The organism is Streptomyces araujoniae, from assembly GCF_050871195.1.
Lineage (GTDB): Bacteria > Actinomycetota > Actinomycetes > Streptomycetales > Streptomycetaceae > Streptomyces > Streptomyces bacillaris.
In genome coordinates this window covers 2,970,164-2,982,911 of record NZ_CP194070.1, presented here as the reverse complement: position 1 = coordinate 2,982,911, position 12,748 = coordinate 2,970,164, and the positions used below count along the sequence as shown (strand labels likewise).

Here is a 12,748-nt window from a genome sequence, read left to right as displayed (position 1 = left end):
CCGAGGGGAATTGACCTCTTCGGAATCGCGGGGGAGACCGGATCGGACACCGGCCCGCACGAAGGGGGACGTGCTGATGAGCCAGCCGCCCAGCCAGCAACCGCCGCAGGGGGGCTTCGGGGCTCCGCAGGAGCCGCCGCAGGGGACTCCTCAGCCGCCGCAGCCGCAGGACCAGCCGTCGGCCCCGGCCCAGCCGCCGGCCGCCCCGGCCGGTCCGCCCGCCCAGGCCCCGTCCGCCCCGCAGCCTCCGGCCGGGCAGCCCGCCCAGCCGCCGCAGGCCCCGGCGGGCCCGCCGCAGACGCCGCCCCCGGGCGACCCGGCGTACGGCTACCCGCAGGCGCCCCCCGCCCAGCCCGGCTACGGCTACCCCGAGGCACCGGGACAGGCGCCCGGTCAGGCTCCGGGCCAGGCCCCCGGCCCGTACGGTCAGGCCCCCGGCCCCTACGGCCAGCCGCCCTCCTCCCCGTACGGCCAGCAGCCCGCCACCGCCTACGGCCAGCAGCCCGGCCCGTACGGTCAGGCCCCCGGCCCCTACAACCAGCCCACACAGCCGGGCTACGGCTATCCGCAGCAGCAGTACCCCGGCGCGCCCGCCCCCGGCGGGCCCGGAGGCTCCGGGCCCTTCAAGGGGAAGACCGGCGTCCTCGCCGCCGCGGCCGTCGCCGTGGTCCTGCTCGTCGGCGCGGGCGCCTGGTACGTGGTGAGCGACAGCGGCGACGACCCCAAGAAGCCGGTCGCGGGCCCGAGCAGCGACCCCAAGGCGCCCGAGACGCCCAGCGCGTCCCCCACCGTGGACGAGGGCGACGGCACCGGAGGCGGCCGGGAGACCGACGACGACCTCAACGCCGGGCGCAAGCCGGGCGAGGCCAAGGTCGCCTGGCTCCAGAAGAACGACGTCGACCTGCCGCGCAACGGCGGCGAGATCTACGGCCCCTGGTACGCCGGTGACACCATGGTCACCGCCCTGTACCGCGGCATCTCCGGCTACTCGGTCGCCGACGGCAAGAAGAAGTGGACCGTCGACCTCCCCGCCGACATCTGCGCCACCCCCAACACGGTCGCTCCCGACGGCAAGATCGTCATCGCCATCAAGAACGGCACCACGGACCGGTCCACCTGCTCCGTGCTGCAGATGGTCGACCTCAACACCGGCAAGGCCGGCTGGAAGTCCGAGGTCAAGAAGGCCGGCGCCTTCGACCTGATCTCCGACATCGGGGTCGCGATCAGCGGGAACACGGTCACCGCCGGGCGGACCAGCTACTCCAGCGCGTACCGGGTCAGCGACGGCAAGGAACTGTTCGGCACCCCGTCGGGCACCTGCAAGACCTTCGCCTTCGCGGGCGGCCCGAAGCTGATCGCCGCCGCCAACTGCCGGACCAGCGACAGCGACAACCCGCAGCACGAACTGCAGGAGCTCGACCCCGCCAGCGGCAAGCCCAAGTGGACCTACAAGCCGCCGCGCGGCTGGGAGATCAAGAAGGTCTACTCGGTCAGCCCGCTCGTGGTCTCGCTCGACAACAAGAAGAAGAAGCAGTGGTCGATCGCCGCGTTCACCGACAGCGGCAAGCTCCGCTCCCAGATGAGCCCGGCCAAGGGTGACACGGTCGTCGCCAACTGCGGCAGTACGTTCGCGATCTTCGGCCAGAAGCTCGAAGGGTGCACCGGGATCGTCGCCGACGGCGACACCTTCTACATGGCCACCAAGGCCGAAGGGTCCGGCTCCGCGCGGACCAACAAGGTCGTCGCCTTCGACCTCAACACGGGCAAGCCCAAGTGGACGGCGCCCGCCCCGTCCGAGCGCGCCGTGACCCCGGTCCGGATGGACGGCGGCAAGCTGGTGCTCTACATGGAGCCGCGGTACGACAAGCCCGGCGCCATGCTCACGCTCCCGCCGTCCGGCGGCTCCACCAGCGTCCTGCTCCAGCACCCGGAGGGGACCAACCGGATCGAGAACAGCCTCTTCGGCGGGCAGACCGTCCGGTACGAGGACGGCCGCTCCTACCTCCTGCCCCGGCGGCTCAGCGGCCGCGACGACGGGGAGATGGAGCAGGCCACGGCTCTGGTGTTCTCCAAGTGACCGCCGCCCCGACTCCGTCCGCAGCCCCCGCACCACTCCCGTCTCCTGAGGTACGTACGCGATGACCCAGCCGCCGCAGCCCCCCAACGAGCCCCCCAACTCCGACGAGCCCCGGGGCCAGTCCGAGGGCGGGCCCTCGGACCCGTCCCCGGCGGGCCCCCCGGCCGGTCCGCCCGCCGGCGGGTTCGGGGCCCCGCAGGACCCGCCGCCCGGTGGGTTCGGTGAGCCGACCCCGCCGCCCGCGGACCCCTTCGCCAAGCAGCCGCCGCCCGCGGCCCCGCCCACCCCGCAGCCCGGCGGCTACGGCTCCCCGCCCACCCCGCCCGCAGGCGGCTACGGCACCCCGCAGCCCGGCTACCCCACCCCGCCGGCCCCGCAGCCCAACGGCTACGGCTACCCGCAGGGCGCCCAGCCCGGGTACGGCTACCCGCAGGGCGCCCCCGGCCAGCCGGGCGGCTACCCGGGGCAGCCCGGTCAGCCCGGCTACCCGGCCCAGCAGGGCCAGCCGGGGTACCCGGGCGGCCAGCCCGGCTACGGCTACCCCACCCAGCCGATGTACGGCGCCCCGCAGCCCGGCCCGGGCGGCGACGGCAACGGCGGCAAGAAGTTCTCCACCCAGATGCAGATCATCGTCGCCGCGGCCGTCGCCGTGGTGCTGATCATCGGCGCGGCGGTCGTCTACAGCGTCACCAAGGACGACGGGGACCAGGGCAACCAGGCCTCCACCTCGTCCGGCTCCACCGGTGGCGAGGGCAAGGACGGCGAAGGCAAGGACAGCAAGGGCGGCGAGGGCGGTCTGGCCGGCGGCACCGAGAAGGCGCCCGGCAACACCGGTGCCAAGGTCGCCTTCCAGGTCCTCCAGCCGGAGGTCACCCAGGTCACCTCGGTCAAGGGCTCCTGGCTCACCGACAAGGCGTACGTGAAGTCCGGCGCCTCCGAGGTCGTCGGCTACGACCGGGACAAGGGCACCAAGCTCTGGTCCGTGCCGGTGGCCGGCGAGGTCTGCGGCGCCACCCGCCACCTGACCAAGGACCACCGGACGGCGATCCTCTTCAAGGAGGGCAAGCCGACCGCGGAGAAGAAGTACCCGGCGTGCAACCAGGTCGGCGTGGTCGACCTGGCGGCGGGCAAGCTGCTGTGGAGCAAGTCCGTCACCTCCGCCACCGGCGGCGACCGGCCCGTCCAGTTCGACGAGGTCACCATCAGCGGGACCACCGTCGCCGCGGGCGGCACGTCGGGCGGCGCGGCCTTCAAGCTGGAGGACGGCGCCGAGCTGTGGAAGCCGAAGGTCGACGGCAACCGCTGCTACGACACGGGGTACGCCGGTGGCGAGGCCCTCGCCGTGGTGCGCAAGTGCGGCTCGTACGACAGCCCGCAGCTCTCCGTCCAGATGCTGAACCCGGCGACCGGCGCACCGCTCTCCTCGTTCGACATGCCCGCGGGCGTCGACTACGCCTCGGTCGTCTCCACCAAGCCGCTGGTCGTCGCGGCCAACGTCGGTGACACCGCGGGCGACGGCAGCGGCATCTCCGACTTCTTCTCGATCGACGCGGCCACCGGCAAGCTGATCGTGCGGATCTCCGCCGACGCGGAGAAGTACGCGGCGCGCTGCCGCACCACGGACGTCGAGAGCTGCCAGGGGCTGGCCGTCGGCAACAACCGGCTCTACCTGCCGACCGAGGACCACGACGGAACCGGCGAGTACGGCAAGACCAACGAGATCGTCGCCTTCGACCTGGCCACCGGCAAGCTGCTGGGCGGACGGGCGGACGCGGGCGACCGCTACTCGCTGACCCCGCTGCGGATGGACGGCACCAGCGTCATCGCGTACAAGCGGCCCCCGTACGACAAGGGCGGCCAGATCGTCTCCATCGACGGCGAGACCTTCAAGCAGACGCTGCTGATGGAGAACCCGGCCGACGAGACGGTCCGGCGCGCGGAGACCAGCTTCTCCATCGACCACTCCGAGGTCCTCTACGGCGAGGGCCGGTTCTACCTGGCGAAGCAGCTCATCAGCGAGCGCCGCGACAGCCAGGCGGACGAGAAGCTCTACCTCTCGCTGGCCTTCCGCACCGAGTGACGCACCCCGCCGGGTGACACACCCGGCCTCTCCCGATCAGCCCTGCCGGACGGTCACCGTCCGGCAGGGCTGATCGTTTTCTGCCTTTCTCCTGCTCAAGTGGGCCTGAACGGCGCAGAATCCGGCAGGCCGGGGGCGTTCTCCCCCGTACGGGGCACAGAGCGTCGAACAAGCGTGTAGCTTGCCGGGTCAAGAGAGCCCGGGGGGCCGGTATCCAGGGCGCACGAGGGGCACTTGGGGTGAGGACCTTTCGTTCGGACCAGGCCGGGCTCGCGTGCCCCGGCACGCACACCTGCGGCGTTCCCGTCGGTCGCCGACGCTCCGCGTCGACTCCCTCCTCCGCCTTGCAGCTGCACGCACCGGACCCCGCTCCCCGACCCGACCTGATCCAGACGAAAGGCCCTTGATCGATGAGCGTGCGGCTCATGGTGGTCGACGATCACCGCCTGCTCGCCGAGGCACTCGCCTCGGCGCTGAAACTGCGCGGGCACCGGGTGCTCGCGGCGGCCGCCCCGACGGCCGGGTCGGCGGAGCCGGTGGTCAGCAGGGCCCCGGAGGTCTGCCTCTTCGGTACGGCGTCGCCCGCCGCCCCCGGGGTCTTCGACCCGATCGTGCGCATCGTCCAGGAGCGCCCCCAGGTGGCGGTGGTGGTGCTGGGGCCGGTGCCCAGCCCGCGCGGGATAGCCGCGGCCTTCGCGGCCGGGGCGGTCGGGTACGTCCGGCACGACGAGCGCATCGAGGGCGTGGAGCGGGCGATGCTGAAGGCGCGGGCGGGGGAGAGCGCCATCGCCCCGCAGCTCCTGCGCGGCGCCTTCGCGGAGCTGCTCAACCCGGCGGCCCAGCCGGACGACGAGGGCCGCCGGCTGCTGCGGATGCTGACCCCGCGCGAGGCGGAGGTCCTGGTCCGGGTGGCCGAGGGCGAGGACACCCGGCTGATCGCCGCCGGGATGCGGATCGCGCCGAGCACCGCCCGTACGCACGTCCAGCGGGTCCTGATGAAGCTGGGCGTCGGCTCCCGGCTGGAGGCGGCCGCCCTCGCCGCCCGCACCGGCCTGCTGGACCGGGCCGCGGGCGACGGGGGCACCGCCCGCGGCGGCTACGCCCCGGAACCCGGCCCCTCCTCCGGCCCCTCAGCCTCCGGGGCGGGCGCGGCCGGTGCCTGAGCCGGGCGCAGCTTCATCCAGGCCAGGAAGAACAGGCCGAGCGCCAGCATCGCCAGCCCGGTCCAGAGGTTGATGTGGACGCCCTCGGCCTTCTCCAGGTCGGCGTCGGACGGGCTGATCCCGGCGAGCGTGACGATCACGCCGTAGACGACGAACAGGCCGCCGATGATCCGCCGGATGTCGAAGAGCCGGGCCGCGGTGGCGGACCTGCGCTCCAGCTCGGAGACTTCCTTCTGCAGGTCGGACATGGTGGGTTCCTCCGATCGGAACGCGTATCAGAACGAGTACGGGACGTAGCAGAGCGCGGCGAGCACGATCGCGCCCCAGCCGAGCAGCGCGGGCTTGCGGTACCAGGCCCGGTCCGCCTCCTCCAGCGCCTCGTCGGGGCTCGGGGACTCGGTCCCGTACACCAGACCGGCCAGCTCGGCCTCGGGCTTCGGGGCGGTGAAGAGCGTGACGACGACCATGACGACGGCCCCGGCGACGAAGCCGACGATCGCGGAGACGAAGTTGGCGCCCTGGTCGGACGGGATGTCGATGACCCCGCCCTTGTAGATCCAGAAGTAGTTGACCATCGCGGCGGCGGTACCGGCCACCAGGCCCCAGACGCCGGACTTCATCGAAGCCCGCTTCCAGAACATTCCGATAATAAATACGACAAACATGGGCACATTGAAGAACGAGAACAGCGTCTGCAAGTAGCTCATGATGTTCGAGAAGCTCGCCGCGATGAACGCCGTGCCGATCGAGGCCAGTACGCCGATCGCGGTGATCAACCGCCCGAACTTCAGGTAGTACGTGTCCGGCTTGTCCTTCACCACGTACCGCTGCCAGATGTCCGTCGTGAACACCGTGTTGAACGAGGAGACGTTGGCCGCCATGCCCGCCATGAACGCGGCGAGCAGACCGGTCACGGCGATGCCGAGCACGCCGTTGGGCAGCAGTTCCTGCATGAGCAGCGGGATTGCGTCGTTGTACGTGAGGTCGGAGTCCGGGGTGCCGATCTGCGGGACGATCACGGCGGCGACCAGGCCGGGGATCATCACCGCGAAGACGATGAAGATCTTCGGGAAGGCGGCGATCAGCGGGGTGCGCTTGGCGGCCGAGAGGTTCTTGGCGGAGAGGGCGCGCTGCACCTCGGCGAAGTTCGTCGTCCAGTAGCCGAAGGAGAGCACGAAGCCGAGGCCGAGGATGATCGTCAGCCAGTTGGCGCCCAGCGGGTTGGCGTCACCGATGCCGGTGCCGCCCCAGGCGGTCATGAAGTCGCCGCCGTGCTGCTTGGTCAGCGACTCGCTCATGGCGTCCCAGCCGCCGACCCGCTTGAGGCCGAGCACGGTGATCGGGATCAGCGCGGCGAGGATGACGAAGAACTGGAGCACCTCGTTGTAGATCGCCGAGGAGAGGCCGCCGATGGTGATGTAGACCAGCACGAACAGGCCCGCGACGACGATCGCGACCCACTGCGGCCAGCCGAGCAGCGCCTCCACGACGATCGACAGGGCGTAGAGGTTGACGCCCGCGATGAGGATCGCCGCGAAGGCGAAGAGTACGGAGCTCAGCAGGTGGGCGGACCTGTCGAACCGCTGGAGCAGGAACTCCGGTACGGAGCGGACCTTGGAGCGGTAGTAGAACGGCATCATCACCAGGCCGAGGAAGACCATGGCGGGGATGGCGCCGATCCAGTACCAGTGGACCACCGCCACGCCGTACTGCGCGCCGGTCGCCGCCATGCCGAGGATCTCGGTGGCCCCGAGATTCGCCGCGACGAAGGCGAGACCGGTCACCCAGGCGGGCAGCGACCGTCCGGAGAGGAAGAAGTCGAGGCTCGTCCTCACACTCGCCCGGGCCATGAACCCGATGCCGAGAACGACGACGAAGTAGATCGCCAGGATGGCGTAGTCGAGCCCGTTCGTGGGGAGACGGAGCCCTTCGGCCAGTGTCTGCATGGGGGGTACTCGCTTCGTTGCGCGAACTGAACCCGACGGAACCTACGCCTCTGCGTTCGTTAAATGAACAGTTTCGTTGAGGTTCTTTGTTTGATCGTGATCGAGCGCGGGGAAATATTCAGGTATGCCCGTATGTGGTGCGCGCCGGGCGCCCCGCGTCGCGCGCGGCCATTGACGGGGATGTTTGCTCGTGATTTGTTATGTGCGCTTATGTTGGCTGGGGGAACGGGTGGAGGATCCTGGTGAAGAAGACGGTTACGCGCCTGGCCGACGGACGTGAGCTGATCTACTACGACTCCGTCGACAGCACCGTCCGGAACGCGGTCGACCGCCGCCCGCTCGACGCCGTCGCCACCTCCTCGGAGATCCGCCACGACCCGCTGCTCGGGGACGCGGTCGCCGTCGCCTCGCACCGCCAGGCCCGCACCTACCACCCGCCCGCCGACGCCTGCCCGCTCTGCCCCACCCGGGACGACCGCCTCAGCGAGATCCCCGACAGCCACTACGACGTCGCCGTCTTCGAGAACCGCTTCCCCTCCCTCGCCGGCGACTCCGGCCGCTGCGAGGTCGTCTGCTTCACCTCCGACCACGACGCGTCCTTCGCCGACCTCACCGAGGAGCAGGCCGCGCTCGTCCTCGCGGCCTGGACCGACCGCACCGCCGCCCTGGGCGCCCTCGACCAGGTCACCCAGGTCTTCTGCTTCGAGAACCGGGGCGCCGAGATCGGTGTCACCCTCGGCCACCCGCACGGCCAGATCTACGGCTACCCCTTCGTCACCCCGCGCACCGAGCTGATGCTCCGCTCCGCCGCCCGCCACCGCGCGGAGCACGGCGGCAACCTCTTCGACGACGTGGTCGCCCGCGAGGAGAAGGACGGCAGCCGGATCGTCCTCGCCACCGACGACTGGATCGCCCATGTCCCGTACGCCGCGCACTGGCCCTACGAGGTCCACCTCCACCCCCGCCGCCGCGTCCCCGATCTGATCGCGCTCGACGAGGCCGCGCGGGCCGAGTTCCCCCGGGTCTACCTGGAACTGCTGCGCCGCTTCGACCGGATCTTCGGCCCCGGCGAGCCGCCGACCCCGTACATCTCCGCCTGGCACCAGGCACCGTTCGGGATCGCGGACCGGGAGGAGTTCGCGCTGCATCTGGAGCTTTTCACCATCCGCCGCACATCCGGCAGACTGAAGTTCCTGGCGGGCTCCGAATCGGGCATGGGCGTGTTCATCAACGACGTGCCTCCGGAGGCCGCTGCCAGTCGTCTGCGAGAGGTAGCGAGCACGTGAGCAACCCGAAGAAGAAGTACCTGGTCACCGGCGGCGCCGGCTACGTCGGCAGCGTGGTCGCCCAGCACCTGCTGGAGGCCGGGCACGCGGTGACCGTCCTGGACGACCTCTCGACCGGTTTCCGCGAGGGCGTCCCGGCGGGTGCCACCTTCATCGAGGGCCGCATCCAGGACGCCGCCCGCCACCTCGACCCCTCCTTCGACGGCGTCCTGCACTTCGCCGCCTTCTCCCAGGTCGGGGAGTCCGTCGCGGACCCCGAGAAGTACTGGGTCAACAACGTCGGCGGCACCACCGCCCTCCTCGCCGCCATGCGCGAGCACGGGGTGCGCACGCTCGTCTTCTCCTCCACCGCCGCCACCTACGGCGAGCCGGTCTCCAGCCCCATCACCGAGACCGACCCCACCGCCCCCACCAGCCCCTACGGCGCATCCAAGCTCGCCGTCGACCACATGATCAGCGGCGAGGCCACCGCCCACGGCCTGGCCGCCGTCTCGCTGCGCTACTTCAACGTGGCCGGGGCGTACGGCAGCTGTGGCGAGCGCCACACCCCCGAGTCCCACCTCATCCCGCTCGTCCTCCAGGTCGCCCTCGGCCGGCGCGAGTCGATCTCCGTCTTCGGCGACGACTACCCCACCCCCGACGGCACCTGCGTCCGCGACTACATCCACGTCGCGGACCTCGCCGAGGCCCACCTCCTCGCCCTGGACGCCGCCGCCCCCGGCGAGCACCTGATCTGCAACCTCGGCAACGGCAACGGCTTCTCCGTGCGCGAGGTCATCGAGACCGTCCGCAAGGTCACCGGCCACCCGATCCCCGAGACCCCGGCCCCGCGCCGCGGCGGCGACCCCGCCGTCCTCGTCGCCTCCGCCGCCACCGCCATCGAACGCCTGGGCTGGCAGCCCTCCCGCGCCGACCTGGCCGGAATCGTCGCCGACGCCTGGGAGTTCGCCCGCCGACAGGAGACCACCACCGCATGACCGCAACCGCCGGACCGTCGAACGAGTACGGGCACGGGACCGAGCCGTCCGCCACCTTCACCACGCTGTACGGGGCCGAGCCCCACGGGGTGTGGGCGGCACCGGGGCGGGTCAACCTCATCGGTGAGTACACCGACTTCAACGACGGCTTCGTCATGCCGCTCGCCCTCCCGCACACCGCCCGCGCCGCCGTCGCCCCGCGCACGGACGGCGTGCTGCGGCTGTACTCCACCGACGTGCCCGGCGGTGTCGTCTCGCTCCGCGTCGACGCACTCGCCCCCCGCTCCGGCCACGGCTGGGCCGCCTACCCGGCGGGCGTGGTCTGGGCGCTGCGCGAGGCCGGCCACCCGGTGACCGGCGCGGACATCGCCCTGACCTCCACCGTCCCCACCGGCGCCGGGCTCTCCTCCTCCGCCGCCCTGGAGACCGTCACCGCGCTCGCGCTCAACGACCTCTTCCACCTCGGCCTGAGCGCACCCGAACTGGCCGTCATCGGGCGCCGCGCCGAGAACGACTTCGTCGGCGTGCCCTGCGGGATCATGGACCAGATGGCGTCGGCCTGCTGCACCGAGGGCCACGCCCTCCATCTGGACACCCGTGACCTCACCCTGCGCCAGGTCCCCTTCGACCTGGCCGCCCAGGGCCTCACCCTCCTGGTCGTCGACACCCGGGTGAAGCACGCGCTCGGGGACGGGGCGTACGCGGAGCGCCGGGCGGGCTGCGAGGAGGGCGCCCGGCTCCTCGGGATACCCACCCTGCGCGACCTCCCGTACGACGGTCTCGACGCGGCCCTGACCGTCCTCGCGGACGCCGGGGCGGACGAGTCCGTCCTCCGCTGCGTACGCCATGTCGTCGGCGACAACCGCCGGGTCGAGCAGGTCATCGCCCTGCTCGACGCGGGCGAGGCGCGGGCGGCGGGCCCGGTCCTGAACGAGGGCCACCGCTCGCTCCGGGACGATCTGCGGGTCTCCTGCCCCGAGTTGGACCTGGCGGTCGCGGCGGCCCAGGAGGCGGGGGCGCTCGGCGCACGGATGACCGGGGGCGGCTTCGGCGGCTCCGCGATCGTGCTGGCGGAGGCCGCGGAGGCCGACGCGGTGGCCGGGGCCGTCACCAAGGCGTTCGCCGCGGCGGGCCACGCGGCACCGGGCGTCTTCGCCGCCGTCCCGTCGGCCGGAGCCCGCCGCCTGAGCTGAACTCCCTTACGGGTGGGCTGAGTTCAGACGAGCTGCTTGACGAGGATGAACTCCGTGACGCCCGGCGGATAGTCCTCGACCCGGCCGATCACCTCGTACCCCTGCTTCCGGTAGAACTCCGGGGCCTGGAAGTCCCAGGTCTCCAACCGGGAGCGGGTGCAGGCCCGTTCGGCGCGGGCCGTCCGCTCGGCCTCGGCCAGCAGCCGCGAACCGAGGCCGGAGCCGCGGTGGCGGGCGTCCACCCAGAGCAGGTCGACATGGAGCCAGTACGCCCAGGTCCGCCCGGTCAGCCCGCCCGCCAGCGCGCCGTCCCGGTCCAACGCCCACACCTCCAGCGGGACTTCGTGCTCGGCGGGGGTGGCGAGCAGGGCCCGCAGGCCGGCCGAGGCCGCGATGTTGTCCTCCTGGAGCCGCTTGCTCAGCAGTCGGTGACGTTCTTTGTCCACTTCTGTCTCAAGACGGAACATGCACCCCACCCTAAACACGAGGGGAACCGCCCCGGTCCATCAGTTCCGCCAATTCCCCTCCGCCCGGGGCCCCCGCCCGTACGCTGATCCCAGCACCGGTGGGGGCCGGTGCCGAATCAGGGGGCGAGAGAGTCGGGTGCGGCGCCCGGGACGGGGTGGCAGGCGGTGCGGACGACGGCGGTCGGCGCACCCGGGTCCACCGGCAGCGACGGCCAGGGGGCCGTCACCAAGGTTCCGGGCGCCGTACCCGCGGCTGTCCGCCCCGTCGATGGGGGTCTCGCTGTGGCTCGAATCCGGGTTCTGGTGGTCGACGACCACCGCATCTTCGCCGAATCGCTCGCGGCGGCCCTCGCGGCCGAACCGGATGTGGAGGTGGCGGCGGCGGGCAGCGGCCCGGCCGCCCTGCGCGCGCTGGAGCGGGCCGCCGCCGAGGCGCGCCCGTACGACGTGATCCTGGTCGACGCCGAGCTGGGCGCCCTCGCCCCCGGCGGCGGCGCTCCGGCCCTCCCGCTGCCCCGGCAGGAGGAGCCCGGCGCGGTCGACGGGATCGCGCTGGTCGCCCAGGTCCGCGCCGCCCGGCCGGGCGTCCGCTCGGTGGTGCTCGCGGAGAAGGACGACCCCCGGTGCGCCGCCCGCGCCCTCCAGGCGGGGGCCTCGGGGTGGGTGGCCAAGGACTGCTCGCTGCAGCGGCTGCTCACGGTGGTCCGGGGAGTGCTGCGGGACGAGACGCATCTGCCGCCGGCCCTGCTGACGGGGGTGCTGCGGGAGCTGACGGCGACCCGTAAGCACCGCACCGAGAGCCAGCAGCTGGTGGAGTCGCTGACCCCGCGCGAGCGCGAGGTGCTGCGCTGCATGGTGGCCGGGCTCGGCCGGAAGGCGGTGGCCGAGCGGCTCTTCCTCTCCCCGCACACGGTCCGCACCCATATGCAGAACGTGCTGGGCAAGCTCGGGGTGCACTCGACGCTGGCCGCCGTGGCGCTGGCCCGGCGTGCGGGGGTCGGCCCCGCGGAGCCGGTGGCGACGGCCCGGCTAGCCGGGGATGTTGTCGAACGGGGCAGTCAACTGGCGTAGCAGCCCGGCCAGTTCGCCGCGCTGGTGGCGGGACAGCTCGCCGAGGATGGCCCGCTCCTGGTCGAGCAGCCCGGCCAGCGACTGGTCGGCCTTGTCGCGCCCCTCGGCGGTCAGCCGCACGAGCACCCCGCGCCGGTCGCTGGGATCGGGCAGCCGCTCGACCAGGTTCTTCTTGGTGAGCCGGTCGATGCGGTTGGTCATGGTGCCCGAGGTGACCAGGGTCTGGGTGAGCAGCTGGCCGGGGGAGAGCTGGTACGGGGGGCCGGCCCGGCGCAGCGAGGTGAGGACGTCGAACTCCCACGGCTCCAGATGATGCTCCGCGAACGCTATGCGGCGGGCCCGGTCGAGGTGGCGTGCCAGGCGGGAGACGCGGCTGAGCACCTCGAGTGGTTCCACGTCGAGGTCGGGGCGCTCGCGGCGCCATGCAGCGACCAGTCGGTCGACCTCGTCCTCCATGTCGATCAGTGTAGAGGGTCTGTCGACATGAA

The 12,748-nt window shown here is 72.2% G+C and carries 11 protein-coding genes; 7 read left to right on the top strand and 4 right to left on the bottom strand.

The annotated features are described in order from the left end of the window. Positions 1-76: 76 nt before the first annotated feature. The 3 genes from ACQ9ZG_RS12600 to ACQ9ZG_RS12590 all read left to right on the top strand — a co-directional run bounded on the left by ACQ9ZG_RS12600 (position 77) and on the right by ACQ9ZG_RS12590 (position 5,320). Positions 77-2,077 (top strand): outer membrane protein assembly factor BamB family protein, encoded by a 2,001-nt coding sequence (locus tag ACQ9ZG_RS12600; protein ID WP_499280494.1) that lies wholly within the window; start codon positions 77-79, stop codon positions 2,075-2,077. Positions 2,078-2,138: 61 nt separating this feature from the next. Then, positions 2,139-4,157 (top strand): outer membrane protein assembly factor BamB family protein, encoded by a 2,019-nt coding sequence (locus tag ACQ9ZG_RS12595; RefSeq protein WP_499280492.1) that lies wholly within the window; start codon positions 2,139-2,141, stop codon positions 4,155-4,157. Positions 4,158-4,567: 410 nt separating this feature from the next. Next, the gene (locus ACQ9ZG_RS12590; protein ID WP_386698091.1) at positions 4,568-5,320 is read left to right on the top strand and encodes a helix-turn-helix transcriptional regulator; all 753 of its coding nucleotides are present in this window, start codon (positions 4,568-4,570) and stop codon (positions 5,318-5,320) included. On the opposite strand, the gene ACQ9ZG_RS12585 is transcribed toward ACQ9ZG_RS12590, so the two are convergent. Both ACQ9ZG_RS12585 and ACQ9ZG_RS12580 read right to left on the bottom strand, forming a co-directional pair. Then, positions 5,254-5,568, bottom strand: a complete 315-nt coding sequence (locus tag ACQ9ZG_RS12585; protein WP_028417560.1) for a hypothetical protein — start codon at positions 5,566-5,568, stop codon at positions 5,254-5,256. The two genes, ACQ9ZG_RS12590 and ACQ9ZG_RS12585, sit on opposite strands and share 67 nt — an antisense overlap. A gap of 27 nt (positions 5,569-5,595) precedes the next feature. Next, on the bottom strand, positions 5,596-7,266 hold the full coding sequence (locus tag ACQ9ZG_RS12580) for a sodium:solute symporter family protein (protein WP_028417561.1): 1,671 nt from the start codon (positions 7,264-7,266) through the stop codon (positions 5,596-5,598). Between the two features lie 242 nt (positions 7,267-7,508). On the opposite strand from ACQ9ZG_RS12580, the gene galT reads away from it, so the two are divergent. From galT to galK, 3 genes are read left to right on the top strand one after another with little or no spacing between them, the layout of a single operon-like run. Beyond that, complete coding sequence (gene galT, locus ACQ9ZG_RS12575) at positions 7,509-8,552, top strand: galactose-1-phosphate uridylyltransferase (RefSeq protein ID WP_109914924.1); 1,044 nt, start codon at positions 7,509-7,511, stop codon at positions 8,550-8,552. Continuing rightward, positions 8,549-9,529, top strand: coding sequence for a UDP-glucose 4-epimerase GalE (galE, locus tag ACQ9ZG_RS12570; RefSeq protein ID WP_018492764.1), 981 nt, complete (start codon positions 8,549-8,551; stop codon positions 9,527-9,529). The genes galT and galE overlap by 4 nt, the downstream gene beginning before the upstream one ends. Further along, positions 9,526-10,722 (top strand): galactokinase, encoded by a 1,197-nt coding sequence (gene galK, locus ACQ9ZG_RS12565; RefSeq protein WP_499280490.1) that lies wholly within the window; start codon positions 9,526-9,528, stop codon positions 10,720-10,722. The genes galE and galK overlap by 4 nt, the downstream gene beginning before the upstream one ends. A 23-nt stretch (positions 10,723-10,745) precedes the next feature. Here galK and ACQ9ZG_RS12560 read toward each other — a convergent pair whose 3' ends face one another. Then, on the bottom strand, positions 10,746-11,189 hold the full coding sequence (locus tag ACQ9ZG_RS12560) for a GNAT family N-acetyltransferase (RefSeq protein WP_109914753.1): 444 nt from the start codon (positions 11,187-11,189) through the stop codon (positions 10,746-10,748). A 282-nt stretch (positions 11,190-11,471) separates the two neighbouring features. Between ACQ9ZG_RS12560 and ACQ9ZG_RS12555 the strand changes: the two genes are divergently transcribed. Further along, the gene (locus ACQ9ZG_RS12555; RefSeq protein WP_026238363.1) at positions 11,472-12,260 is read left to right on the top strand and encodes a response regulator transcription factor; all 789 of its coding nucleotides are present in this window, start codon (positions 11,472-11,474) and stop codon (positions 12,258-12,260) included. Here the strand turns inward: ACQ9ZG_RS12555 and ACQ9ZG_RS12550 are convergent. Beyond that, positions 12,219-12,716: a MarR family winged helix-turn-helix transcriptional regulator gene (locus tag ACQ9ZG_RS12550; protein ID WP_028417566.1), complete on the bottom strand. Its 498-nt coding sequence runs from the start codon at positions 12,714-12,716 to the stop codon at positions 12,219-12,221. The two genes, ACQ9ZG_RS12555 and ACQ9ZG_RS12550, sit on opposite strands and share 42 nt — an antisense overlap. Positions 12,717-12,748 lie beyond the last annotated feature (32 nt).